The organism is Pseudomonas sichuanensis (assembly GCF_003231305.1).
Taxonomy (GTDB): domain Bacteria; phylum Pseudomonadota; class Gammaproteobacteria; order Pseudomonadales; family Pseudomonadaceae; genus Aquipseudomonas; species Aquipseudomonas sichuanensis.
This window is the reverse complement of record NZ_QKVM01000072.1, coordinates 1-24,559: the sequence shown is the minus strand read 5'-3', so window position 1 is coordinate 24,559 and position 24,559 is coordinate 1. Positions and strand designations below refer to the sequence as shown.

Sequence of the window (24,559 nt, the reverse complement as noted above, 5' to 3'; positions counted from 1 at the left end):
AGCGTCGACATCACAAATGAATGCGCATACAACCTTCAAAACAAACAAGAAACAAGAAACAAGAAACAAGAAACAAGAAACAAGAAACAAGAAACAAGAAACAATCACACATAAACCACCAGAATCAAGAAACGCCAGAAGCTCCCCTTAACTTCCGGCGCCCCTCCATAAGCAACAACCTATCCCAGCAACACCTATTCATACAGACGACAACAGCGACATACCCCAGGCAAAAACCAAACTCCCCTCAAGGCTGCTGATACTGACTCAGGTACTTGTCCACCACCGCCGAATCCCCCGCCTGAGCCACCTGCCACAACCGCCGCTCGATCCCCTGCGCCAGCAGATGCCCCACCGCCGCCTCGATCGCCGACAGCACACACAACTGCGCCGGCTCGTTGGTGGTGTACCCCACCTCCGCCTCCAGCAGCTTCTTGAACTCGATGAACTTGAACACCCCCGCACTGCGCCCGACCGAGTAGATCGTCTTGCTGGTCATCACATTCGCCAGCACCTGCCCCGAGCGCACATCCACCGCCCGCAGGTTCACGGTCACCTGGTCCACCCGATACTCACGCGAGATGTCGATGCCCAGGTACCGCGCCCCCTCGCCACCACTGCGCACGTTGGTGTCGTAGGCAATGATGCCCCCTTCGAGCATCAGGTTCGCCGCCTGCAACGGCGGCAGCTCGGCCTGGATGTTCTCCGGCACGTCGGCCTTCTTCTGCGAGGCGCGGATGATCTTGCGCTCGGTCAGCAGGTTCTGCAGCCCTTCACGCTCCAGCACCACGAACCAGCCACTGGCATTGAGCGCGTCCATCAGCATGCTCGCCGCACCCTGGGTGACGCTGGTGGAGAACGAACTGGCCGGGGTCGGCTTGTACTGCCCGGTCTGGTCGCGGAAGCCATACACCACGGCCATCAACCGCCCCCGTGGGCGCGGCATGTTGATCAGGTCGTAGTAGGTCGAGGCCCGGGGGGTCAGGGTCGGGGTCTCGGAATCCTGTTCGGCCGGCATCGGTTCGCGCAGGCCGCAGCCTTGCAGGCCAGACAGAGCGGTGATCAACAGCAGCGTGCTCAGCAGACGTTTCATGGTTGTGCTCTCCCCACAATAAAGACCTGTCCCTCTCAGGGGTTCAGGCCGCTCACCTGGATGATCGAAACTTCGCCGGTGGCACGGTCGGTGACCCTGATGCTCAGGGCCCCGGCGTTGTCGATGACGTCGATCAGGAATGCATTGGTGGACATGCTGCCGGTGTTGCCGTTGCTGATGTTGTCCAGCAACTGGCCAAGCAGTCGCGACTCCAGCTGGTTGGTGAAACGCTCCAGTGACGAGGTGCCGTTGAACGCGTTGGTGCGCTCCTTCAGGTCCGGGTCGTCATAGTCGTTCTGGGCCTGGGCGTTGTTGAGCAGCCAGGTGCCGTTCAACGGGTTGCCGCCGAAGGCCGGGTTGACCGGGGTGTACACCAGTTCCGTGGCCAGCGCCTGGCAACCGATGCCGGCGGCCAGCAGGCAGGCAGCGACGCGTTGCGTTGTGTACTTGCTCATAGCTCGTCCCTCTCCAGATCGGTGGTGTCCTGCAGCAGCCGTTGCAATTTGCGCTGGACAATCTGCTGCCTGACCAGGTCGGCGGCCTCTTTGGCCTCTTCGGTGAGTTGCGTGGTGTTGGGTGGCAGGAAGCGCCGGTACACCACTTCGCGTTCGAACTCCACGGTCACCAGGCTGCCCCAGCGGGCATCCGGGCGTTCGCGCACCACCAGGTTGAAGTCCAGGCGGCTGGTGGCGCGCAGGCGGTCGGCGAAGTAGTAGTAAAAGTCGTGGCCGATGTGCGAGATGGTGTTGTCGACGATGAAGCCCTTCATCTCGTCCTCTTCGTTAGCCCATGCCGGCGCCTGCAGCAGCGCCAGGCACAGGCCGACCATCAGCAGCGCGCGGCTCATGGCGCATCTCCCTGGCCGGCATGCTGACGGGCGCCGGCGGCGCTTTCGGCAAAGGCCTGCTCGGCGACGAACTGCCAGTCGCTGTAGTGCTCCAGCCCCTCGAAGGCACTCCACAGCGCATCGAAACCGCTGCGCTTGAGGGGCGTGGCCTGGGAGCGGCTGTACACCCCGGTGATGCGCCCGTCGACAGCACGCATCACACCCCAGTCCTCGCCCCCACCGACCGGGTCGGGGTAAAGCCTGCGAATGTGCCGCTGCGGTGCCGGGAAGCGATTGTCTTCGAGCAGATCGGCCAGCTCCTGCGGGTACTGGGCCAGCCCCGGTGAGGCGCGGTAGTAGCTGCGCAGCGCCTGGGCATACTGCCCGCCCACCCACAGCAACTGGCGCTCGCGTTCGCGCTGCGCGCTGGTGGCCCACAGGGTGCCGGTGGCGGCCAGGGCGATGCTGCTGACGGCAATCAGCAACAGCACGCCCAGGTAGGTGAAGCCGGCTTCACCATTCGGCATAGAGGCTGCCATCGCGCGCCCTCCCTGTGGCCCCGCTCTTGATATCCGCCACCCCGCCGGCCACCCCTTCGGGCGGCGGCACCAGCTGCCAGCTGTCGCGGCGTTCGCTGATCGGGTCCAGCGGGGTGTTGCGCAGGTAACGCTGCTCCACCAGTTGGTCGAGCGAGTCGGGGTAGTGCCCGGTGTCGCCGTAGTAGTGGTCCAGGGCCTCGCGCAGTACCGCCAGGCTCTGGCGCAGGGTGGCCTCGCGCGAGGCGTCGAGGCTGTTGAAGTAGCGCGGCATGGCGATGGTCATCAGGGTGGCGATGATCGCCATCACCACCAGCAGCTCGATCAGGGTGAAGCCTTTGCTCGGTTTCATCGGCGTCACCATTGCCCGTACGGGATGTTGTTGAGGCCTTTGCCGCGGGCCTTGGAGTACACATCGAAGACGTCCTGGCCTTCCCGGGGGTTGTCCGCGCTGCTGTCGTAGGCGCGCAGGCCCCAGGCGCCGTCGTCGTCGGCCTTGGCCGCCAGCAGCGGGTCGTGAGGGATGCGCCGCAGGAAGTAGAACTTGGCGCCCTTGGCACTGCGCACATCGCGCACGCCTTCCACCAGCACCTGCAGGTTCGGCGGGTAGCCGCTGCCGTCCAGGCGCTTCTCGATGTAGCCGGCGTCGAAGGCGCGCTTGTAGGCGTCGATGGCATCGCGGATCTGGTACAGCGCCTCGCGCAGTTGCTGCTCCTTGCCACGGCGCACCATGGTTTCGGCCAATGGCGCGGCCATGCTGGCGAGCAGCCCGAGCAGCGCCAGGGTCAGCACCACCTCGATCAGGCTGAAGCCCTGCTGACGGCGTTTCATGGCCGTGGCACCACGCGGGCCGGGACCACGGCCACCTGGCCCTGGGCGGCGGGTTCGGCGTCCGAGTCGGTCGGCAGCGCCTCGCTCGGCACCGGCAGCGCCATCTGGCGCACCTGCAGGCTGGACTCGGTGCCGGTGCCGAACTCCATGTCCGACGGGCTCTGGTAAGGCAGGTTGCGCACGATGCGCGGGGTGATCGCCAGCACCAGCTCGGACTTGCTCATGTCGTCCTTGTTGCTGCCGAACAGCCGGCCCAGGCCGGGGATGTCGCCAAGGCCCGGGATCTTGTTGCCGCTGGCGTTGTGGTCGTTGCGCACAAGGCCCGCCAGCACCTGGGTTTCGCCGTCGTGCAGGCGCAGGCTGGTCTGGGCGTTGCGGGTGTCGACCTGGACCGGGATGGTGCCCTGGCGGGTAGCCTCCAGCGGGGTCGCGTTGCTCACCTCCAGCGCCACCTTGATCGCCACCTCGTTGTTCAGGTGCACGGTGGGCTGCACTTCAAGCTTCAGGCCCACATCGAGGTAGGTGACGCTCTCGGTGATCACCGGCCCCTGAGTGGATGGCACCGAGGTGGCGCTGATGATCGGCACCCGCTGGCCGATGTGGATGCGCGCCTGTTCGCGGTTGCTGACGCGGATCACCGGGCTGGCCAGGGTGTTGATGTCCTTGTCCTGGGCGTTGATCTTGGCCTGCGGCGCCGGCGAGATGCTGATGCGGCTGGAGTCGATGCCCTTGAGCTGGTCGAGCACGCTCACCGGCTTGCCGTCGTTGCTCAGCACACCGAAGGTGTTGGGCCATTGCAGGCCAAGGTCGAGGATGCGCGAGGTGGCCACTTCCATCACCTCCACTTCCAGCACCACCTCGGGGTTGGACTGATCCTGCGACTGCAGCAGTTTTTCGGCCATGCGTATGGCATCCGAGGTGTCGCGCATGGTCAGGGTGTTGAGGCGCTCATCGACGAACACGTCGCGGGTCTTGAGCATGGTCTTGACCATGTTCAGCGCGGTGTTGGCATCGATGCTGGTGAGGTAGAAGGTGCGCATCACCAGTTCCTGGTAGTCCTTGGTCTTCTGCGGCGAGTCGGGGTAAAGCAGCAAGGTGTTGTCGTTGACGATCTTCTGGCGCAGCTGGTTCTGCTCCAGCAACAGGGCCACGGCATCCTCGATGCGCACGTCGCGCACGAAGATGGTCGCCTTCATGCCCGGGGGCAGGTCCTTGTCGAAGATGAAGTTGATCCCGGCCACCTGGGCCAGCACCTCGAAGATGGTCTTCAGGTTGGCGTCGCGAAACTCCAGGGTGACCGGGCGCTCCAGCTTGCTGCGCAGTTGCGGGTAAGGCGTGGCGGTGCGCGCCTGGACGTTCTCGATGTCGCTGCGCAGGGTCATGCCCTTCTGGTTCTGCGGGTCCAGGCGCAGCACTTCGCGCATGTAGCGCTCGGCGCCGAACAGGTCGCCCTGGCGCAGCGCGGCCTGGCCCAGAGCCACGCGCTCGTCGAGGGTGCGGATCAGCTCCAGCTGGCGGATGCCTTCCTGGGCGCGGCGGTTGTTCGGCTCGATGGTCAGCACCCGGCCGTAACCCATGCGGGCGCTGGCGAAGTCATGGCGGATGCGGTCGCTGTCGGCCTGGGTCAGCAGCGCCTCGACCGCCGCCTGGCGGCCATGGGCCAGGGCGATGTTCAGCTCGGTGTCGCGCGGGTCATCGCGCAGGGCCTCTTCCAGGCGGGCGATGCCGGCCTCGTACTGCCCCTCTTTCATCAGCTCGGCGCTGTCCTTGCGTACACCGCTTGAGCCACATCCAGCGATGGCCACGCACAGGGCCAGCAGCATGAACGGAGCAGGCTTGCACAACTTCGAAGGCTTCATGGTGCGCTCCCGACAGACAGGGTCTGTGGCTGGTGCAGTGGCAGGTAGACCAGGCTCAGCTCGGTGGCCGAGACCCGGTCGAGGCGGTAGGTGTCTTCGATCACGTCGCCCTGGCGCACGACGTAGAGCTTCTCGCCGTTCTGCAGGAACACCTGCAGGTCGTCGCGGTCACCCAGCCGGCCAACGAACTGGAACGGCAGCTCCGGGGCGGTGGGGGCAACCACCACGGGGGTGGCGACCACGGGTTGTTCGGTGACGGTGGCCAGGGTTTGCGGGGCGGTCCATTGCTGGGCCGGGAACAGATCTCTGGAAGCCTGTGCCGGCCCTTTCGCGGCTAAAGCCGCTCCCACAGGCTCCGCAGGCGCCGCCGATCCTGTGGGAGCGGGTTTACCCGCGAAGGGGGCCACCTCGTCTTCCTGGCCGAACCAATGTCCCGGCGCCCACGCCAGTGCCGCGCTCAACCCAAGAAACCCACCCCACATCACCGCACGCTGAATGTTCATCACGACCTCGACAGGTAAAGGGTCATGCGGACCCGGCCGTTGAGCTCACGGTCGCCGATACGCTTGCGTTGCAGCTCCAGGTCTTCCAGCACCACGGTCGGCAGCTGGGCCAGCAGCGCCTTGAGGAAGCCACGGATCTGCGGGTAGCTACCGCGTACCGGCAGGACGATCTGGTAGCGCGCCAGCTGGGTTTTCGGGTCCACACCCAGGGCGTATTCACCGCGTGCCAGGCTGATGCGTTCGGCGCTGGCCAGGTGGTACAGGCGCTCGATCAGCTCACTGGCCTGGGGCTGGCCGGGCAGTTGCTGGCGCAGGTCGTCGAGCACCTGCTGTTCGGGCTTGGCCTGCACTTTCAGCTCGCCGCGCTCCAGGCGTTTGACCTGGACGCTGGCGTCGGCCTCGCTGGCGCGCAGTTCGCGCACCTGCTGCCACTGAGGCAGCACACCTGCCAGCGCGACGCCCAGCGCCAGCACGGCCACCAGCACCGCCGCCAGGCCGACCCGGCCCAAGCGCAGCACCGCTTCGTGAAGGATCAGGCTAGGGACGCGCATGGCCGGTCTCCCAGGTGGCAGTGAGGTTGAAACGCACCGGGTGCTCAGCCTGCCCCGCCACCACTTCGTGGTTGAGCAACGACACGTCACTCAACTCGGCGCTGCGCTCCAGGCGCTGGTGGTACTGCAGCATGGCTTCAAGGTTGCGGGCCTCGGCGCTGATCCGCACCTGGCCCTTGCGGGCATCGGGGGTGAGGCTGAGCAGCGCCACGTCTTCCTGGGGCATGGCCTCGAGCATGGCGAACAGCTGCTGCCAGGGCCGTTGCAGTTGCTGCGAAACGCTGCGCATCTGCGCCAGGCGCTCGGCCTGCTCGCGGATCACCGCGCTGCTCTGCGGTGCGGCGGTGGCGGGGCGGCGGCCGAGCTTGAGCTCCAGTTGATGCACGCGGGCCTCCAGTTCGGCCTGTTCGCCCACCAGTTGCTGCTGGGCCAGTACCAGTACTGCCAGCACGGCGCCGGCCAGGGCCAGCAGCGACCAGGCCAGCGGGCCACTGTGGCGGGGTTGGAATTCCAGTTCGAGGCGGCGCATGTCAGGCCACCGCCCGCCACATGGCGCACAGCGGGTCGGCCTCGCCGGCCACCGTGCACAGCTGCACCGCGGCGAGGGTCGAGGCCACCTGGCGCCCCGGCGCATGCAGGTACACCCGAGGGGGCTGCGCGCCATACAGTTCGCAGGTGCGCTCGATCAGCGCCTGCAAGGCCTGGTCGGTGTCGGCGCAGCCTTGCGCCAGCACCTGCTGCCAGGCGCCGTCGGCGGCCAGCAGCAGCACGCTGCGGCGCGGTTCGGCGAGGACGAACAGGAAGTCGCCCTGGGCCAGCTGCGCCGAGCAACGGTTGTAGGCGGCCATCAGGTACGGCTGCACCGAGCGCAAGCTCAGGCGGTAGTCCCGGCCGAGGTCCTGCAGGCCCTGCAGCAGCGCCTCGGGCAGTGCCGTGGCAATGCGCGCGGCACCGGCTGGCTCCGGCGACAGCACGATGCGCCAGTCATCCAGCACCTGGCCGTAGAGGTTCTCGAAGCACGCCCGGGCGTAGGCGTCCAGCTCGCGCGGGCTGCCGATGGCTGGGCTCCAGGGCACCAGGCAGAAGCGGCTGAAGCGGGCCGACAGCAACACCCGCAGCGGCGCACTGCGCACCTGGTGTTCGCCCAGCAGCTCGCCGAGGGCGTGCAGTGCGGCGGCCCAGGCCGGCTGCGCGGCGTCGCAGCTGAAGGCGCGGCTGCCCAGCCAAGGCTGTTGATTACCGTGCCAGCAACCCAGGCCGACACCTTCTGCGCCGAGCACGGCGCAATACCGATCAGCTGACGAATGTGACACGGTTGATCTCCTCGAGGGTGGTGCGGCCAGTGCGGACCAGGTCCAGGGCCGAAGCGCGCAACAGGCGCAGGCCGCGCTGGCAGGCCAGCTGCTTGATCTGCGAGAGCGGGCGGCGTTCGACGATCAGCTGGCGCAGGTCGTCGTCCAGGTGCAGCAGTTCAGCGATGGCGCTGCGCCCGCGAAAGCCACTGCCGCGGCACTGGCCGCAGCCCTGGGCGCGAACGAACTGCCAGCCGGCCACGCCTTCACGGCTCAGCCCGGAGGCGGCGAGCAATTCGTCGTCGGCCTCGCAGGGTACCGCGCAGTGGGTGCAGGCCAGGCGCACCAGACGCTGGGCCAGCACGGCGTTGAGCGCCGAGACGAAGCTGTAGGGGTCGACCTGCATCTGGCTGAAGCGGCCGATCACGTCGAACACGTTGTTGGCATGGATGGTGGTGAACACCAGGTGGCCGGTGAGCGCCGACTGCACGGCGATCTGCGCGGTGTCCGGGTCGCGGATCTCACCCACCAGGATCTTGTCCGGGTCGTGGCGCAGGATCGAGCGCAGGCCGCGGGCGAAGGTCAGGCCTTTCTTCTCGTTGACCGGGATCTGCAGCACCCCCGGCAGCTGATACTCGACCGGGTCCTCGATGGTGATGATTTTGTCCACGCCATGGTTGATCTCGCTGAGCATGGCGTACAGCGTGGTGGTCTTGCCGCTGCCGGTGGGGCCAGTGACCAGGATCATCCCGTAGGGCTCGGCGGCCAGCCGGCGCAGAGCGCGCAGGGTGTGCTCCTCGAAGCCCAGGGCCTGCAGCTGCACGCCGCTGACCTTGTCGGACAGGTCCTGCTTGTCGAGCACCCGCAGCACCGCATCCTCGCCAAAGATGCTCGGCATGATCGACACCCGGAAGTCGATCTGCCGTTCGCCGATGGCCACCTTGAAGCGGCCGTCCTGGGGCACGCGCTTCTCGCCGATGTCCAGCTCGGCCATCACCTTGATGCGCGAGATCACCTGCTCGGCGAAGGCATTGCCACTGGCCTTGCCGGCGCCGTTGAGCACGCCGTCGATGCGGTATTTGATGGTCAGGCCCTGGCCGGTCATGCCCAGGTGAATGTCGCTGGCGTGCTGCTTGAGGGCATCGTAGAGCGTCGAGTTGACCAGTTTGACCACCCGGCTCTGGTCCTCGCTGATGCTGGTCAGCGACAGCCGTTGCAGGGTGTCGGCCTCGCCGCCGACCTCTACCTCATGGTCGAGCGAGTCGACGGCGTGAAAGCTCTCTTCGTGGCGGGCGAGGAATGCGGCCAGGTCGGCGGCGTGCACCAGGTACAGCGGCGCGCCCTGCAGGCAGTCATCGATCCAGGCCAGGCGGGCACTGTCGAAGGGGTCGGCGAATACACCGATCAACTCACCCTGGTGTTCGACCAGGGCGAATTCGCGTTTCAGGCACTGGGCCAGGCTGACCCGCTGGAAGGCCGGGGTGCAGGCGAACAGCGCCTGGGTGCCCAACAGCGGGTAATGCAGGGTGGTGGCCAGGCGTTGGGTGAAGGTGGCGGGGGTATCGCCGGCCAGGCGCTCCAGGCAGGCCAGCAGGCGCTCTTCGCCGGACTGGGTGCGGGCCTGGGCCAGCAGCTCGCGAGGGTAAGCGCCCGTGGGAGCGGGCTTGCCCCGCGATTGCGCCAGCGAATCTGAATCGAATGCCTGGGACATGGCCTGCAACTCCGCTCAGGGGCGGCGCCGCAGGCGGGTGGGCCTTGGGCGCCGCTATTCCCCGGTCAGCAGTTGCTCGTCGTCAGATTCAGGGGGCCTGGCGCCATTACGTCGGCGGTCGGCCAGCACCCAGCTGCCATCGTACAACTGCAGGGGGAACGCATCGTTCCTGTTCTGGCGTCGTTCGACGAACCCCTCGGCGGGAGAATCCGTGGCCCTGCGCTGGCGCTCGATGCCCATCAGGTCGAAGATCGCGCGGGCCAGTTCCATCAGCGGGAACGGCTTGAACAGCACATGGCTCACACCCAGTTCGGCGGCCCGCTCACGCACCTCGACGGTGGGGTGGGCGGTGATCAACACGAAGTGGCATTGCCTGTGGCTGCGCACGGTCTCCAGAACCTGAAACCCCTCCATGTCGGGCAAGCGGTAATCCAGCACAATCACATCCGGCGCCAGCTTCTCGGCCTGTTCGATACCACTGGTACCGTCATGGGCGAGATGGACCTCCAGGCCTTGCGCCTGCAAATACGCCTGCAGGTTCTGCGCAAGGGTCTGTTCGTCATCGACTACCAATACTCTGTTCACCAAGGTCCACTCCCATGAACTGCCCGGTTTCCCGGTCTGCGAAGTGCGGCCTTGTAGAGGCTTGAGCAGGCTTCGTGCCAGGCATGAAGGGCTGTTGCGCGAATCTAATAAAGCATTGATTTTGCTGAATATCTTTTACGTAGTTGGGGCGTGCGTGCAGGCGCTTCCCCACAACCGGGGACGCTGATGGCACTTTGCCTTGCGGGGTTCCCCCACTAGTGGGGAATTGCCCGTCACGGCCTCAGTCGGGGCGCTCCACTGTAGCGGATTCGCGCAAACGTTGGCGCACCGATTGCCGCGCCTGGGCCTGCAATTGCGCGACGAGCGCGTCCCTGGCCAGGCGTTGGCCCTGTTCGGGTAAGACAGACGTATTATCACTTTGGTTCTGCATTCCTTGCAGCAAGTGCCGATTGGCCTGGTGGAAGGCCGCGACTTCGGCAGCGGTGGGTTCCTCGACCGCGGTCAGCTGGGCGAACGCCAGCTGGGCGGCCAGTTCATGTCGAGTGTAGTCAGCGAAGCCTGGGCGATCGAAGCCGGCCTCCTGCAGGCGCCGCTCGAACAGCGCCAGGCTGCCGAACGCCGCCTGCAACCCGGCAATGTGCGCGTCGACCTGCTGGTCGTCGATGACGATACCCAGGCGCCCCGCTTCCTGCCACAGCAGTTCTTTGTCGATCAGCTCGTCCAGCGCCTGCTCGCGCAGGCGCTGGTACAGGTTGGGGTTGCGAATGCTGGCCACCGCCCGGCCCTGGGCGACCAGGTATTCGCTGAAGTAACGCTCCAGGCGCAACACACCGATCTCCACGCCATTGACCCGCGCCGCCGGCGCATCGGCCTGGCTGGTCGAGGCCAGCAGCAACAGCAGCCACATCATCAGCACGCGCATGGCAACCTCCGTTCAAGGGGTGTCGGGTACGGCGCGGTACGCCGCCACTTCTTCGAAGCCTGGGCCCGGCAGGCTTACCGCCACCACGTGGGCACCGGCCAGGCCCTGGCGCCGCCCCGGGCCAAAACCCAATGCCGGGGTCAGGCCGGTGTTCACGTCATGCAGTTGCTCCAGGGCGTTGACCAGTTGCTCGCGGCTGGCATCACGGCCCACCTGCCTGAGCGCTTCGACCAGCAGCCGCCAGGCGCACAGCGTGTTGACCTGCAACGCGGCCTGACGCGCATCCAGGCCCTGGCGTTGCTGCATGCCAGCCAGGGCCGCGCGGCCCTCGGCGGTCCAGTCGCTGGGGACGAAGGGGTAGGCCAGCAACAGCCGTTGCGACCATTGCGCCGGCAGGCCCTGCAGGCTGCCGGCCACCTGGGCCGAGGCGGCCAGCAGATAGGGCTGGCGGCCTTGGGCCTGCAGCGCGGCGGCCAATTCGCGCAAGCCCTGGGCGCGGCCGAGGTAGAGGATGCCCTCGCCCGTCACCGCCCGGCCATCGAAGGTCTGTACCGGCGGGGGCTGCATGCCCAGCTGGCTCAGACGTTGATGCAGGGCTGCGGCGCCAGCGGCCTGATCGTCGCCGGCATACACCACCTGCAGCGCATCGGGCGCCAGGCCCAGGGCCTCGCGGGCATGCAGCGCCACACTGAGCAACTGCTCAGGCAGGCCGGGCAACGGGTCGAATACCTGCGCGCTGCCGCCATCGCGTGGCGTGGCACCGATCAGCGGCACGCCGGCCTGCGCCAACGCGCGGCTGTCGAGCCAGGGCGCCAGCGGTGCGATCAAGGCGAACACCCGCTCTTGCACCAGCAGTGTGTCCAGCGCCCTGGCAGTGCCGGCTGCGTCAAAGCCGGGGTCGGCCGTTATCAATTGCAGGCGCCGGCCATGCAGGCCGCCCTGCTGGTTCAACTGCGCGATGCCATCCTCCAGCACCGCCCGCACCACCCGCCCGGCCTCCGCCAGTGGCCCGCTCTGGGGCAACAGGGTGCCCAGGCGCAGCACGCCCTCCTCCACCCCCGGGTCGCGTTCATCGCCCAGGCGCTTGAGGTACGCGGTGAGGTTGCGCTGGTCGGCCAGGCTCAGCTCGAAGCGCGGCATGGCCGGGTCCAGGCGATTGCCGGCCGGGTCGATGCCGCTGCGGATCACCCGTGCCAGGCTGGCGTCGCTGTAGGCCGGGTAACGCCGGCTGTTGGTTTCGCGCTCGCCCTGCGCCAGGGCCAGGCGCTGCCAGTCCAGGCTGGGCGGGCGCACGCCGCCCTCGGCGCGGCCACGGCCATCGTTGCCGTGGCAACTAGCGCAGGGCAGCACGCTGGCCGGCACGCTGATGTCGCTGGCGCCGACCCGAGCCTGCAGCTGGGCGTCGCTGCTGGAGACGCCTTCGCGGTACAGGCGTTTGCCGGCTTGTTCGTGTGCGCTGAGGTCCAGGGCCAGGGCTGGGGTGCACAACAGCCACAGCAAGAGCCACAACGCCCCTGTAGGAGCGGCCTTGTGCCGCGATCGGGCGCGAAGCGGCCGCAATGACAGGCCATGGGGCATATCAGGCAGATTGGCGTCGCCCGATTTACGACCGCTGCGCGCCCGATCGCGGCACAAGGCCGCTCCTACAGGGTTAGGCAAGTACATGGTAGTTACCGCCCCGCCAGTGGTTGGGCCAGCAGCTGCATGCGCTGGGCGATGGCGGCGGGCGGTGCGTCGGGGCGAATCTTGCTCCAGCGCTTGCCGGCCACGTCACCGGCGATCAGCTGCGTGGAGTGCTGCTCGGGGCTGGGCAGGAACTGCCCCAGGCGCCCCAGCACCAGGTCGACGCTGGCCTTGTCACCGGTGAGAAACAGCCAGTTCGGCTCGTCCACCCCCTGCTTCTCGGCAAAGGCCTTGAGCACTTGCGGGGTGTCGTTGAGCGGGTCGCTGCTGACCGAAACGAAGGTCACCTGCCCCGCAAGCTCAGGCCCCATGGCCTCGCGTACTTCGCGCAGCTTGCGGGTGATCAGCGGGCAGGCGTCGTTGCAGTGGGTGAAGATCACGTTGAGCATCACCACCTTGTCCTTCAACACATCGCTGTAGAAGCGCAGCTCGCGGCCGTTCTGGTCCTTGAGCACGGTGTCGGTGAACCAGGTCTGCGCATCGCGGGTGCCGCCACCGCTCACCATGGCCTGCGGTGCCGGCTGCGGCGCCGGCGCTGGCGCATGGCCCTCGTGGGCGAACGCCACCGAAGCGAGGATCCACAGGCAGGCCCCCAGCACCACCCAGTCGAAGCCGCGCATGCTGGCGCGGCGTGTGCTCAGGCTGCTCATGGCTGCACCTCCTGGCCGGCGATTGCCGTGCTCTTGGCATGTACCCGCCGCGCGCTCAGGCGGTTGACCTCGGTGATCAGCACATTGGGGTCGGTGAAGCCGTAGAAGCGCGTCCAGTGCCCGCTGCGCCCGTCCCCCACCAGGATCAGCGGCGGGTGCTCACTGAGGTTGGCGCTGAAACTGCCCAGCCCCTTGAGCGTCTCGGTGATGGCGTATGGCGAGCCGGTCAGCCAGCTCCAGCCCGGGCCGCGCTGAAACGCCTTGGCGTAGTCGGCCAGGCGTTTGGCGTCGTCGCGCTGGGGGTCGACGCTGATCGACACCAGGCGGATCTCCTCGCCCACCCGCCCGCCCAACTGCTGCTGGACCTTGCCCATGATCGACGAGACCACCGGGCACACCGTGGTGCAGCTGGTGTAGATGAAGCCCATCACCACCAGGTGGTCGCCCACCAAATCCTTTTCCAGGCGCACCGGCATGCCGTTCTGGTCCAGCAGCGCGACATCGGCAAAGCGCACGCTGGCTTTTTCCTGGTGGGCGGCGGGCGGTGCCTGGGGCGCGCCGCCGTGATCATGGCCGGCGTGGGCCAGGGCCAGGTCGCTGGCCAGCAGCAGGCTCAGGGCAAACAGTTTTCCGGCATCGACAGGGTTCATCGCAGACTCCTGGGTTCCCCTTGGGAAGCGGTAGGCGCCGTGGCGGCCGGCAGCACGCGCAGGCTGGTGTAGTTGTCTTCGGCAAACTTGCGCCCCAGGCTGGGCGACTGCACATGCAGGTACCAGGCGCCGGCTTCGGCCAGCTCCAGCGAGGCCTGGTAGACGCCCTCGCCCACCTCGGTCAGCGGCAGGCTGCGCGGCAGCGACGACGGCGCGAGGAAGTAGCGCAGGCTCAGGTCACGCAGGCCAGGGCGCGGCTTGCCGTCCTCGCCGAGGATGCGCACCTGGGCCACGAACGGGCTGTTCTGCAGCAACGGCTGTTCGGTGCCGAGGAACTCGGCGTGCACCACCTTGCGCAAGCCGGCGTCCGGCAAGGCCGCCACCTCGGTGCTGAAGCAGTGGATGATCTGCGGCTGGTTGAGCAGGAAGGCCACATCGAAGGTGCCGGCCGCCGGCAGCTTGACCGTGGAGCCGTACACCCCCGGCGCCACCTCGCGCAGGCTGCGGTCGATGACGATGGCCGCGCGGGCCTGGTGGCCACGGTTGTTGTAGCCCGACATCGGCGCGTTCATGCCTTCGGCGTAGAAGTAGGTGGTGTTGTCCACCGGGTTGACCACGAACACCGAATTGTCGTCGCGCGACACGCTCACCCCTTGGGCCAGCGGCAGGTCGCCGGCCTGGCGCGGCGCGGCGGGACCGGCCTCGAAGCCCTGGACGATCGGCGTGCGGCCCTGGCCGAGGCTGGCCAGGTTGATCATGCTGACCTTCGGCGAAGCCAGGCCGCGCACGTAGGCATAGCCCTTGGTGAAGGTCAGCTGGTAGGGCTCGGCGGCCACCGGGATGCGGTGGATCAGCTGGTCGTTGCTGGCGTCGATCACCAGCGCCTGGTTCTCCAGGGTGTTGAGCACCACGCCAAAACGCCCGTCGCTGCTGAAGCGCATCGGCCCCAGCCCCGGTTCGGCCTGGACCGTGTGGCGCACATGGTGGCTGCGGGCGTCGATCACGCGCACCGTGCCCTCCTGGCCATCGACCACGTACACCGCCTGGGACAGCGCCGAGTAGGCCACCGACAGCGGGTGCGGGCCCACCTTGAGGGTTTGCACCAGGCGCATGGCGGCGGTATCGATCACGCTCAGGGTGCCGCCGTCGCGGTTGCTGACGAAGGCGTAGCGCGAGTCGGCGCTGAAGGCGATCTCGTGGTGGCCGGAGCCGGTGATGAAGGTCTTGAGCATGGTGCGGCTGGGCACGTCGATCACCGTCACCCCGCCCTTGCTCGGGTCGCTGCTGTTGTTGCCCACCCACAGCAGGCGCTGGTCCGGCTGCAGGGCCACGCGCAAGGGCTGTTCGCCGGCATCGAGGGTGGCCACGCGGCGGAAGGTTTCGGTGTCGATCAAGGCCACCTGGTTGCGTTCGGGCATGGACACGAACACCTGGCGGTCGTCGCGGGTGGCGACCCAGTCCATGGGCCGGCCCGGCAGGTCGATGCGCGCCAGGGTGCTGGTCACCCCGCCCACCGACACGGTCGGGTCGATCACCGTGAGGCTGGCGTCCTTGTTCAGCACCAGCAGGAAGTAGCTGTTGAGGTCCAGCAATGGCCGGGCGCCGATGCTGCTCTTGAGGAACAGCGCCACCCGCGCCTTGCAGCTGCTGTCGCGGTCGCCCACCGGCGCCGACTGCGCCGGGTCCAGCCAGGCCCCCGGGGCCATCCCCGACAGCGGTTGGCCGCTGGCCTGGTCGCTGACCTTGAAGCGGATACTGGCGAAGTCGCCTTCGCGCAACTGGGTACCCGCCAATGGCCGCGCCTCGAACTCCACTGTCACCCCGTCGCGGCTGAGGCTGTGCAGGGCTTGCGGGTCGGCGGGCTCCTGCAGCAGCTCGCGCGGGTCGCACCAGAGTTTTTCGTAGGCGACGCCCAGGCCGATCAGCGCCCAGCCCAGCACAAGCCCCATGTAGGCGGGGCGCAGTTTGCGGTTCATGGGCAGGTACCCTTGTCGACCAAGAGGCAGGCGTGCACGCACGGGGCTATGACAAAAAGCGGGATAACCATGCTGCACCTCCAGGGAAGACAAGGGTCTGCGGAGGCTGTAGCAAGCGCTATGCCAGGAATAATATTGTTATTTATCAGTTAGTTGGGATGACAACCCGAGAGGATTGGGGAGGTTCCCCCAAGGTGATTCCCCGAAGCCGGGGCCGGCGGTATGACGCCCAAGGGCCTGTCTTGAAATCGCATGATGGCCAACAGGTGCAGGGCGACAGATCTGCAGCGCCCTCAAGATCGAGCGCCGCCCGCGCGGCGCATCGCTGGCAAGCCAGCTCCCACATCTGTTTCGGGACAGTTATGCCTGTGACTACATCGCTGTACGCCTTGTTGGCCCGACTCGATTTCGAAGTGGGCGCTGAAGGCCCTGCGCCCGACTTGAGACATGCACCAAGGCGGGCAACGGTACTTCCACAGACATAACTGGCCCGAAACAGATGTGGGAGCTGGCTTGCCAGCGATGCGCCGCGCGGGCGGCGCTCGATTTCATAGGTGCTGCAAAAACACCGCCAGGCACCTGGTGGTCCTCACCCAATATCCCGCCATACACCTGACAGCCCTCACCCAATCCCCGCCATACCCCCAGCAAACCCACCCCAAAACAAAAAGGGCCGCCGCGATCCCCCGCGGCGGCCCTCCAACACCTCTCCCTCCTACTGCGCCGGTGCCGTCGCCGGCGGCGGCTCATTGGTCACCCGCAAGATCCCCCACAACCCCGACATGTTCCCGTACGCCGCATAGTCGCGGAACAGGTAATCCCCCGACACCGCATTCCCCCCCCCGGCGCTGGGCAGCATGAAGCTGAAGTGCGCCGCCGGCAGCACGCTCTCCTGCGCGCCGATATACATCGCCATGGGGTTGTAGCCGAAGCGCACCGAACCAATCCCCGGCAAGCCCATGGGGTAACCGTCGATATCGCTCTTCTCGGCCTGATAGTTGTGCAGCGGCCACAGGTGCCCATCGAGCTGGTAGGTGATACCGCGGCTGCCACCGCTGGGCATCAGCACGTGCTTGCGCATCGGCTGCCCAGGCTTGGCGTACAGCACCGGGGTCTGCGGGTCGCCGCCAACCAGGGCGTTGCTGTAGGCCATGTGCGCATTGGGCACGTCGGCGAAGCCCAGGCCATCGGCGTGGCCGAACGGCGCGTCCGGCGCCAGGCCGAAGCGCAACCACAGCGGCTCGGTCTTGTAGTTCATGGCCATGTTGCCGTTGTCCTTCGGATCGCCCGGCACGCCGTTGCCTTCGGTGGCGATGCCCTCCACCGGACGGCCATCGGCCCAGCGCATGTTCAGCGAGCGCTGCCACACCGTGACGAAGTCGCGGTAGTCGGGCTGGCCGCTGACCTTGACCGTGGCCTGGGCGCGGCTGGCCGCGTCCTCGGTCCAGGTGGCGGTCTGCGGCAGGATGCTCATGGCACCGACCAGGCCCTTCTGCGGCTGCTTGATGAAGTCCGCCGGGGCCAGGTTGAGGCCGCCGAACTCGATGGCGGTGGTGTTGATGTTGTCCACCGTGCGCCCCAGTTGCAGGGTGGGTTTGCCTTCGCGCTCCAGGTGCCCGGCGTAATACTGGTACACCCGGCTCGGGTAGGCGCCACTGTTGCCGGCCCGGGGCGGTACGGTCTGCACCGGGTTGGCGCCGACGTTGGCGCCGTCGGACTTGGTGATGTCGTAGGCCAGCAGTTGGGCGTGCAGGCCCACGTGGCTGGAGGGGCGCATCAGGTTGTTGTTGAAGGCGGTGGAGCCTTCACCGTCGAAGCGGTCGCGCTTGACCACGTTCTGCATCACGGCAGTGCTCGGCAGGTCGGGCATCACCAGCGGCAGGCGGTTCTCCAGGGTGATGCTGATGCAGTCGCCGGCGTTGGCCCGCAGCACCAAAGGCTCCACCGGCACCCCGGCCTTGAGCTTGCCGGTGCCTGGGTCGAGGTCGGCCTTGCGCACGTACAGCACCGCGGTCGGGTCGTGCAGCGGCGCGCTGTGGCCGCCGATGGTGAAGGGCTCGCCATCCTCAGGGTCGACCCCACTGACCAGCGGGATGCTGGTACGGCGGCTGTTGAATACCAGGGTGCCGCCGTTGGCCTTGAGCGCGCCGCCGACATGCTGGCCGATGCCGGCCGGGTCATTGATGCTCACGCCGTGACGGTTTTCGAGGATGTCGTTGGCCAGGGCCGCGACGATCTCGTAGCTGCGCTTGACCGTCGGCCGGGTCCCCACGCCGTTGGCGTTGGCCATGGTTTTCGGGCAGATGCCGTCGAAGTTGACGGTGTTGCGCATGGCCACCGGCTGCGGGTTGTTGGGCAGCGCGAACAGGTCGGCACGCTGGGCGGTGTAGTTGCGCATCACGCCCCAGATCCCGTTCCAGTAGCCTTCCAGGGCGGCGTCCATGGAGTACAGGTAATCGCCATTGGTGGCGGCGGAGCTGGAGATCATCGACACCGGCGCCATGAAGCCCATCTGCTCGGAGATGCCGATCATCTGCGACGACTTCCACCCGGAGTTGGAACTGTTGCCGAAGCCTGAGCCGTTCTGCAGCCACTTCACGCCGTGCAGGGTGACGTTGTGCTCCTCTTCATGGCCGCCGGCATGCAGGCGCAGGCGCACATTGTCGCCGCTGTAGGTGCGCAGCATCGGCGTGAACGGGTCGCCCGGCTCGCTGCCGGCCTTGTTGATGTGCGGCGGGAACTGCGTGGTGCCGCCGGTGGGGCCGACCGCCTGGGTGATCGCCGAGGGCGCCAGGTTCATCGCCGGGATGGCGCGGTCGGTGCGCGACTGCAGGGCGTAGGCCAGGTCGCCGCCGAGGCCGTCGGCCTGCATGCCGCGCTTGCCGTCCGGGCCGACCTTGTTCGGGTCGTACACGCGCAGGGCCAGGGGCTCGTTGCGGTAGTTGACGACGAACATGCCGGGGTCATCCACCGAGATCGCCTGCGGGCATGGCCGGCTTGGGCAACCGGGGTTCAACCCGCCACGGGACTCGACCACCGACTCCAGCAGGTTGGAGGCGGCCTGGCGCACCGGTGGGTTGATGGCGTAGCGGAAGCTGTCGGCGGTGGCCGGGTAGCTCTGGCCGTCGGGGATGCCGTTGGGGCCGGCGCCCACGTACACACCGGCCTCATAGGCATGCTGGAAGTCGCTGTATTCGAGGAAGAACTCGCGGTAGCTGTCGTTCTTGCCGTCGCCGTCGTGGTCGCCGGTCTGGATCACCGCCTGCCACGAGGTCGGCCCGCCGTCCTGGCGGGTCGCCGGGTTGTACAGCTGCTCGCCGGTTTCGGCGTGGTACCAGGTAGACCCCGCAGGCTCCGCCAGCACGGTCGCATACAGCCCAAGCTGCTGGTGGGTCGATGGGCCGAGGTGGTCGTGGGTGAAGATGGTGCCCAGGCCACGGTCGACGTTGTTCACGTTGATCAGAGGGTCGGCGAACCAGCGTTGCATGGCGGTGCGCGCACCGAGCCAGTCGGCCCGGCCGAAGCGGCCAAAGTACGGGTGCTGCTTGGCTTTCGGGCAGGCGGCGGTGCCTTCGCGGGCATCGCCCTCGGTGCAGCTGTTGAAGCTGCGGATGGCCTGCACGCGCTCGACCACGCTGCCGGGCGAGAGGATGCCGTCTTCGTAGTTCCAGCCGTTGGCCGAGCCGTCGGCGGCGGTCAGGTCCCACTTGGGCAGGTGGATGTGCTGGCCGATCACGTCGGTGGGGGTGCGCACCTGGTAGTCGTCCATTTCATAGAACGACGGGATCAGGTTGGTGTGCACGTACTGGGTGCAGTCGAAGGTGTTCATGCGCATCACCAGCGGCTCCGGCGGGCGCTGCTTGGTGATCACCGGCCAGGCGTCCTCCCACAGGGCGAGGATGCGCGCCTGCGGGAAGTGGTAGCCGACCTTGTTGTACACCGCGTCGAACTGGATGTTGGCGGCCTTGTAGATGCGCGGACGATCGGCGGTGAAGGCGGACGAGCCGCGGAAGCTCATGCCGGTCAGGGTCTCGCCACTGTTGAACTCGCCCACCCCGGACGACTGGGTCAGGCGCTTGCCACGGTCATCCATGCACGGCTCGTAGAACGGCGCGCCGGCGGTGGGCAAGGCGCCGTTGGTGCGGAACGCCTTGGCCACCGGCGCGCCGCCGGGGACCAGGGCGAAGCTTGGGTGTTCGGCCTTGGCATGGAACTGCATGGCCGCCTGTTCCACCTCGGTGCCCTCTTCGGGCAGGTAGATCGGCTTGGCCTTGTGCAGCACCTTGGAGAAGTCCAGCCGGGTGGTGGTGGTGACCGCCTCGCCACCGGCGGACACGCCGTCCAGGGCGTGGCGACCGAGGCCACCGTCCCAGCCATCGACCTGGTTGGCGTCGAGGTTGGCCCACAGCGCCTTGCCGCTGTCCTTGAGCTGGCGCGCCAGGGCCGGGTCGAGCATGTCCAGCGGCGGGGTTGGCGGGCGCTGGCCGACGCTGCTTTCCATGCCGCCGATCCAGAACGGATAGCCGGGGTTTTTCAGGCTGCCGTCGGCGTTGCGATTGCTTTCGCTGCGATCGACCAGGGCCAGGGAGCCCACGGCGCGAGGAGCGGCAGGCTGATTCGCATGATCGTCGTCGCCCTCCTCCTGATCATCGTCGTCATGCTGGGCCACCTGCGTCTCGCCGAGCTTGGGCACCACGGTGACCTTGCCCGGCATCGGCGCCATGGCCTTGCCCGGCAGCGGCACGATGGCCGGGATCGGCGTGCCGGCGATGATCTCGCCGTCGGGCAAGGCCCGCGCGCCATTGGCCGGCTTGCCGCTGCGCAGGGCGAACGGTGTGCTATGGAAGCCGTTCTCGCCCTCGCCGCTGACCTCGAGCCGGGTGCCGGGCTCGAACACATCGTGCACCCGCCACATGGCCCACATGCCCTGGGCGAAGTGCGGGTAGAAATGGCAGTGGTAGATGGCATCGCCCGCTACCCGGTTGCGGTTGCCCGAACCGCCGTTGGCGATTTCGTAGGTGTAGCCCACCCCCGGGCCGATACCCTGGGCGTCGATGTAGTCGGAGTTGTCGTCGTTGGGGTTGAACAGCCACTGGTGGCCGTGCAGGTGGAAGATGTGCTGCTCGTGGCCATTGTGGGTGTTGCGGAACTTGGTGAAGTCACCGATGTAGCTGTGGTGCACGTTGGCAGGCTCGGCCGGGTACAGGGCCATGGTGGCCTTGACCCCGGTGGCGCTGGCCGGCGGTACTTCGCCCGGGCGGATACGCTCCAGGCCGACGTTGGCCGGGATGTCCACCAGGGTACCGATATCGCCGACCGTATGGGCACTGAGGAAGAACTCCTCGTAGGCGCATGACAGGCAGTCGTGCATCGGCCCCACGCCGAGCCGGTTGGCCACCACCTCGGCGCCCATGCCGCCGGAGCCGTAGTTGATCATGAACGAGTCGCGGGTCGGCTCCAGCACATGGCCCATCACCGGGTCCGCCCAGTAGCCGGGGAAAGCCTGGGTGCCGGCCACTTCGTCGGCGAACTGCGCGGCGAAGTCGCGGAACGCTTCCAGGCGGTTGGGCAGCGCCGGGTTGCGCTTGCCGACGCTTTCCAGCGGGTAGGTGTTCTTGGGGAAGCTGCCGTCGGGGTTGGGGCCCATGACGATGGCGTCGGTCTCGCTGTTGAGGATCTCGTTGCCGTCGACCATGGCAATGATCGGCTTGCCGGCCTTGCCTTCGGCGATCCAGGGTTCCAGCTGCGGGTAGCGTGCTTCGTAGTTGATCACCGGCTGGCCGGTGGCGGTGCGGCCGGTGGTAGCCAGGCGCATTTCTTCTTCGGTGAGGGTGTTGCGGTAAGTACGCCCACCTTTGGGCACTACCGCCACCTGGCCAAACAGACCGTTGGCGACGTTGCCGGCACCGCCCTGGCCACCGAAGGTGGCGCCCTGGCTGGTGACGGCGAAGGCGCCTTCGCGCTCGGCGTACAGGGTGTAGCTGCGGGTGCCCCCGGGGGCGACCAGGAAGTTGCCATTGCGCCCGGTGTTGGCGGCGATGTCGGCGATGCTGGTGACCGCCTGCATGCCGTTGACCTGGAAGCCGACGTGGCGGTCGCTGACCTGCTCGTCGGCGATGAAGTGCTCGCCGCCTTCGGCTTGCGGCAACTCGACCTCTTCGCCCTCCTCGCCTTCGGGCTCCTCAGGTTCGATGCCGTGCTTGTTGGGGTTGGCCTGGTAGGCCAGCAGGTTGGTCAGGTTGACCGTCAGGCAGTCACCGGCGGCCACCCGCAGCACGATCGGCCGCGGGCGTTTGTCCGGGCGCAGGGTGACCTTGCCGGGGACGGCCGCGCCGCCTTTGCTCAGCGGCACCAAATGCTCGTCCACCACATCCTGGCGCAGGGCGAACAGCATGCCGTTGGCATTCTGCGCGCCGAGGCGGTTGTACATCAGTGGCTGGTCGAGGGCCACCACGTTGGCGGTCAGGGTGCGCTGGCATTGCACGGCCGCTTCGCCGCTTTCCTGCCAGCCCAGCAGGGCCAGTATCAAGGTGGTCAGGGCGGGGCCTTTGCGAGGGGTCGTCATGGGTCACCTCCGTGGGGCGCAAGGACTCTGCGAGGAGGTGAGCAAGGCTCATGCCAGTAAAATTCTCTTTTTATTTCAACAAGTTGAGATTGCCTATGGTCAGCAATCGGGGAAGATCACCCAATTTCAGCCCTTAATCGGGGGCGTCAGCGCTGCATGCAACGCTGATAGCGCTCGTCCACTCGGCCAGCGAACCAGGCCGTGGTCAATTTGCGGGTGATCTTCGGGCTTTTCAGCTCGATCCCCGGCAGCACCGCGCGCGGCAGGGGCTTGCCGGCCTTGGCTTCGGCCAGCCGGAATACGCCCTGGTACAGCTCGGTCTGTTCAAGCTCCAGGCTGCCCTCCTGCTCCAGCTGCGCACGGATCTGCGGGTTGCGCAGCCCGAGTGTCGGCCCCAGCTTGCGCGCCGCCTGCTCGGTCTTGCCGGGCAGGATCGCACCTGGGGCAATCAGGTCGCCGTCCAGTGCCAGGGTGGTCACGCTGGCGCGGCCCAACGCTGCCTGGAACGCCGCGTTGCGGCTGGCGTACCAGCCGGCGTTGAAGTCGGCGAAGCGGTACAGCGGGCGCTCGTAGTGGGTGGGGTAACCCAGCAGGTGGGCGATGCCGAAGTACATGCCGCCGCGCCTGCTGAACACTTCCTGGCGAATCGTGCCTTGATAGGCGTAGGGGTAGCCTTTGGCATGCTGCTCGGCAAAGTTGATGCTGACCTGCATCGGCCCACCGGTATGCACGGGGTTGAGGCCGTCGAGCAGGGTTCGCCCGAGGGGCAGGCGGCCGATCACTTCGTCATACAGGGCGCTGAGCTGTTTTTCGCTGCGCACGGCGAGCAGCCGCTGCTGGTAGGTCTTGCCGTTGCTGGAGGCTGTTTGCAGGGCGCCGTCGACCAGCAGCTTGGGGATATGCAGGCGCGCGGCGCGGCGGTCGATTTCCTCACGGGCGATACGGCCCAGGTTGGGCACCTGCGGGTCGGCGTTGAAGGTCGACTCCTGCTCGGTCACCGCCAGCACGGCGCACAGGTTGCCCTTGCTCGGCGCGATACCCTGGGCCTGGAACGCCACCTGGATGTCCTCGGCCCAGCCTTGGCGGTCCTTGACCTGCGCTGGTAGCAGGCGCAGCAGCTGGGCACGGACCTTGGCCGGGTCGCTTTCAGCGGCCTGCTCCGGGCGCCCGGCGCAGCCTTGGAGCAGTACCAGGAAGGCTGCGCTCATCAGTAGCAACCGTTTTGTCATCGGTCATGTTCTCCCGTTCTTTGCCTGGCAAGCATAGGTTCATTCCAAGCTCCCCAAAAACACCCGTCATCATGGCTAAACTTTTAAGTCAATAAAACCTCATTGACCTCTAAGCAGACCTCTGAATACGTTGAAGCCTGGCCAATTTCCACAACAAAAACCCCCATATTTATCCCCAAGCCTAGATTTGACTTCCGCGGCTTCGCGTCAGGATCTAGTAACTTTAATCCGCAACTTTCTGATATGAGAGGTCCGCCTGTAGCGCACAAGAACCAGGACAAAGCCCTGGTCTTGAAGCGTTTGACGGCTGAAAAATCGGGCTTGCGCCGTTGGGTCGTTGGTTATTCCGGGAGAGGAGCTTGTTCGGAATCCCCCTAAAAAACACAACCCCTACTACCCCCCCAGTAATACAACGCTATAGAAGCCAACCATAGAATCATATTCCCACCCATCACCAACAAAAACACTAGAGAGAAGCGCTTACTTTCAAACTGAAATATCCTCCTATAGATATCCATCATCCCAAAGAAAGAATTAAAATCCACACCTTTGCGCCTAGCATATTCAGCAGAAGAAAATACAAGCAACGCCCCACTAAACATGAACAAATAAAATGAAAACTCTCTAAAATAATATATATATTCACACATTAGAAACCCACTCACTGGAAGTTTATGGATGGATTCAGCGGGGACTTCACCTCATACCCCACCCCTGGCCCCAGACCCATATAAATATCTGGCCATGAAGATGTTTGGGTCACCTCTACGTTAAAGATACCAACACCAAAAGCAAACCCTAACGCAGCAGGTAGCGGCTTCGCGTCTTCAGCAGAGAACTTCAAACCGCAACTTGCACTCGCACGGTTCGCAACAGTCGATGTCTGGAAACCACCCCACTTCGACACACCGCTTTTCTCGTTCACAGCCACGCTTCCTGACAATCCAGCTCCAGCAGCAATAACAATTGACGCCTTACATTCGCCCGTTGCTACCGGCCTCGGCGGCGGCGCCATCGCACGAGCAACTGCCTCCGGCGACTCACCATTGTTCATCATGTGAGTGCCCAACGAAACACGCTCCTGCACGCCCGGCATGTTGGTAAATGGTGCATCCCACAGCCCCAATGGGTCCGCA

The 24,559-nt window shown here is 66.4% G+C and carries 21 protein-coding genes; all 21 read right to left on the bottom strand.

Annotated features, from left to right (window positions below; genetic code table 11):
* Positions 1-247: 247 nt before the first annotated feature.
* On the bottom strand, positions 248-1,093 hold the full coding sequence (locus DM373_RS26235; RefSeq protein ID WP_110996323.1) for a CsgG/HfaB family protein: 846 nt from the start codon (positions 1,091-1,093) through the stop codon (positions 248-250).
* Positions 1,094-1,128: 35 nt separating this feature from the next.
* On the bottom strand, positions 1,129-1,548 hold the full coding sequence (locus DM373_RS26230) for a curli assembly protein CsgF (protein WP_110996322.1): 420 nt from the start codon (positions 1,546-1,548) through the stop codon (positions 1,129-1,131).
* Complete coding sequence (gene csgE, locus DM373_RS26225) at positions 1,545-1,940, bottom strand: curli production assembly/transport protein CsgE (protein ID WP_110996321.1); 396 nt, start codon at positions 1,938-1,940, stop codon at positions 1,545-1,547. The genes DM373_RS26230 and csgE overlap by 4 nt, the downstream gene beginning before the upstream one ends.
* A complete protein-coding gene (locus DM373_RS26220; protein WP_110996320.1) occupies positions 1,937-2,458 on the bottom strand; it encodes a type II secretion system protein in 522 nt (173 codons plus the stop codon). Before DM373_RS26220 ends, csgE begins: the two co-directional genes overlap by 4 nt.
* Positions 2,433-2,807: a type II secretion system protein gene (locus tag DM373_RS26215; protein ID WP_110996319.1), complete on the bottom strand. Its 375-nt coding sequence runs from the start codon at positions 2,805-2,807 to the stop codon at positions 2,433-2,435. Before DM373_RS26215 ends, DM373_RS26220 begins: the two co-directional genes overlap by 26 nt.
* A 5-nt stretch (positions 2,808-2,812) precedes the next feature.
* Entirely contained in the window at positions 2,813-3,286 is a 474-nt protein-coding gene (locus DM373_RS26210) for a type II secretion system protein (protein WP_110996318.1), read from the bottom strand.
* A complete protein-coding gene (locus tag DM373_RS26205; RefSeq protein WP_110996317.1) occupies positions 3,283-5,145 on the bottom strand; it encodes a secretin N-terminal domain-containing protein in 1,863 nt (620 codons plus the stop codon). Before DM373_RS26205 ends, DM373_RS26210 begins: the two co-directional genes overlap by 4 nt.
* The gene (locus DM373_RS26200) at positions 5,142-5,648 is read right to left on the bottom strand and encodes a hypothetical protein (protein ID WP_110996316.1); all 507 of its coding nucleotides are present in this window, start codon (positions 5,646-5,648) and stop codon (positions 5,142-5,144) included. Before DM373_RS26200 ends, DM373_RS26205 begins: the two co-directional genes overlap by 4 nt.
* Entirely contained in the window at positions 5,648-6,199 is a 552-nt protein-coding gene (gene pilO / locus DM373_RS26195) for a type 4a pilus biogenesis protein PilO (RefSeq protein WP_110996315.1), read from the bottom strand. Before pilO ends, DM373_RS26200 begins: the two co-directional genes overlap by 1 nt.
* Positions 6,186-6,728 carry a PilN domain-containing protein gene (locus tag DM373_RS26190; protein WP_110996314.1) on the bottom strand — a complete coding sequence of 181 codons (543 nt, stop codon included), beginning with the start codon at positions 6,726-6,728 and terminating at the stop codon, positions 6,186-6,188. The genes pilO and DM373_RS26190 overlap by 14 nt, the downstream gene beginning before the upstream one ends.
* A 1-nt stretch (position 6,729) precedes the next feature.
* Entirely contained in the window at positions 6,730-7,512 is a 783-nt protein-coding gene (locus DM373_RS26185) for a hypothetical protein (RefSeq protein WP_110996313.1), read from the bottom strand.
* A complete protein-coding gene (locus DM373_RS26180) occupies positions 7,493-9,202 on the bottom strand; it encodes a GspE/PulE family protein (RefSeq protein ID WP_244215137.1) in 1,710 nt (569 codons plus the stop codon). Before DM373_RS26180 ends, DM373_RS26185 begins: the two co-directional genes overlap by 20 nt.
* Positions 9,203-9,256: 54 nt before the next feature.
* Positions 9,257-9,790 (bottom strand): response regulator, encoded by a 534-nt coding sequence (locus tag DM373_RS26175; RefSeq protein ID WP_167409872.1) that lies wholly within the window; start codon positions 9,788-9,790, stop codon positions 9,257-9,259.
* A gap of 238 nt (positions 9,791-10,028) precedes the next feature.
* Positions 10,029-10,670, bottom strand: coding sequence for a SurA N-terminal domain-containing protein (locus DM373_RS26170; protein WP_110996312.1), 642 nt, complete (start codon positions 10,668-10,670; stop codon positions 10,029-10,031).
* A 12-nt stretch (positions 10,671-10,682) separates the two neighbouring features.
* Positions 10,683-12,248 (bottom strand): ABC transporter substrate-binding protein, encoded by a 1,566-nt coding sequence (locus DM373_RS26165; protein ID WP_110996324.1) that lies wholly within the window; start codon positions 12,246-12,248, stop codon positions 10,683-10,685.
* A 92-nt stretch (positions 12,249-12,340) separates the two neighbouring features.
* On the bottom strand, positions 12,341-12,973 hold the full coding sequence (locus DM373_RS26160; RefSeq protein WP_425272613.1) for an SCO family protein: 633 nt from the start codon (positions 12,971-12,973) through the stop codon (positions 12,341-12,343).
* A 26-nt stretch (positions 12,974-12,999) separates the two neighbouring features.
* Positions 13,000-13,653 (bottom strand): SCO family protein, encoded by a 654-nt coding sequence (locus DM373_RS26155; protein WP_110996310.1) that lies wholly within the window; start codon positions 13,651-13,653, stop codon positions 13,000-13,002.
* Positions 13,650-15,629 (bottom strand): cytochrome D1 domain-containing protein, encoded by a 1,980-nt coding sequence (locus tag DM373_RS26150; protein ID WP_110996309.1) that lies wholly within the window; start codon positions 15,627-15,629, stop codon positions 13,650-13,652. Before DM373_RS26150 ends, DM373_RS26155 begins: the two co-directional genes overlap by 4 nt.
* 715 nt (positions 15,630-16,344) lie before the next feature.
* Positions 16,345-22,194 carry a manganese-oxidizing multicopper oxidase MnxG gene (gene mnxG / locus DM373_RS26135; protein ID WP_110996308.1) on the bottom strand — a complete coding sequence of 1,950 codons (5,850 nt, stop codon included), beginning with the start codon at positions 22,192-22,194 and terminating at the stop codon, positions 16,345-16,347.
* A 146-nt stretch (positions 22,195-22,340) separates the two neighbouring features.
* Positions 22,341-23,423 carry a DUF1615 domain-containing protein gene (locus DM373_RS26130; protein ID WP_157966892.1) on the bottom strand — a complete coding sequence of 361 codons (1,083 nt, stop codon included), beginning with the start codon at positions 23,421-23,423 and terminating at the stop codon, positions 22,341-22,343.
* Between the two features lie 661 nt (positions 23,424-24,084).
* Positions 24,085-24,559, bottom strand: a 475-nt coding sequence (locus tag DM373_RS28855; RefSeq protein WP_157966891.1) for a hypothetical protein, incomplete at its 5' end; no start/stop codon positions are given.

What these genes read in the sequence shown, in the direction of transcription:
- DM373_RS26235 (WP_110996323.1), bottom strand. Translation starts at nt 1,093, where the DNA reads ATGAAACGTCTGCTGAGCACGCTGCTGTTGATCACCGCTCTGTCTGGC.
- DM373_RS26230 (WP_110996322.1), bottom strand. Translation starts at nt 1,548, where the DNA reads ATGAGCAAGTACACAACGCAACGCGTCGCTGCCTGCCTGCTGGCCGCC.
- csgE (WP_110996321.1), bottom strand. Translation starts at nt 1,940, where the DNA reads ATGAGCCGCGCGCTGCTGATGGTCGGCCTGTGCCTGGCGCTGCTGCAG.
- DM373_RS26220 (WP_110996320.1), bottom strand. Translation starts at nt 2,458, where the DNA reads ATGGCAGCCTCTATGCCGAATGGTGAAGCCGGCTTCACCTACCTGGGC.
- DM373_RS26215 (WP_110996319.1), bottom strand. Translation starts at nt 2,807, where the DNA reads ATGAAACCGAGCAAAGGCTTCACCCTGATCGAGCTGCTGGTGGTGATG.
- DM373_RS26210 (WP_110996318.1), bottom strand. Translation starts at nt 3,286, where the DNA reads ATGAAACGCCGTCAGCAGGGCTTCAGCCTGATCGAGGTGGTGCTGACC.
- DM373_RS26205 (WP_110996317.1), bottom strand. Translation starts at nt 5,145, where the DNA reads ATGAAGCCTTCGAAGTTGTGCAAGCCTGCTCCGTTCATGCTGCTGGCC.
- DM373_RS26200 (WP_110996316.1), bottom strand. Translation starts at nt 5,648, where the DNA reads ATGAACATTCAGCGTGCGGTGATGTGGGGTGGGTTTCTTGGGTTGAGC.
- pilO (WP_110996315.1), bottom strand. Translation starts at nt 6,199, where the DNA reads ATGCGCGTCCCTAGCCTGATCCTTCACGAAGCGGTGCTGCGCTTGGGC.
- DM373_RS26190 (WP_110996314.1), bottom strand. Translation starts at nt 6,728, where the DNA reads ATGCGCCGCCTCGAACTGGAATTCCAACCCCGCCACAGTGGCCCGCTG.
- DM373_RS26180 (WP_244215137.1), bottom strand. Translation starts at nt 9,202, where the DNA reads ATGTCCCAGGCATTCGATTCAGATTCGCTGGCGCAATCGCGGGGCAAG.
- DM373_RS26170 (WP_110996312.1), bottom strand. Translation starts at nt 10,670, where the DNA reads ATGCGCGTGCTGATGATGTGGCTGCTGTTGCTGCTGGCCTCGACCAGC.
- DM373_RS26165 (WP_110996324.1), bottom strand. Translation starts at nt 12,248, where the DNA reads ATGCCCCATGGCCTGTCATTGCGGCCGCTTCGCGCCCGATCGCGGCAC.
- DM373_RS26160 (WP_425272613.1), bottom strand. Translation starts at nt 12,973, where the DNA reads ATGCGCGGCTTCGACTGGGTGGTGCTGGGGGCCTGCCTGTGGATCCTC.
- DM373_RS26155 (WP_110996310.1), bottom strand. Translation starts at nt 13,653, where the DNA reads ATGAACCCTGTCGATGCCGGAAAACTGTTTGCCCTGAGCCTGCTGCTG.
- DM373_RS26150 (WP_110996309.1), bottom strand. Translation starts at nt 15,629, where the DNA reads ATGAACCGCAAACTGCGCCCCGCCTACATGGGGCTTGTGCTGGGCTGG.
- mnxG (WP_110996308.1), bottom strand. Translation starts at nt 22,194, where the DNA reads ATGACGACCCCTCGCAAAGGCCCCGCCCTGACCACCTTGATACTGGCC.
- DM373_RS26130 (WP_157966892.1), bottom strand. Translation starts at nt 23,423, where the DNA reads ATGACAAAACGGTTGCTACTGATGAGCGCAGCCTTCCTGGTACTGCTC.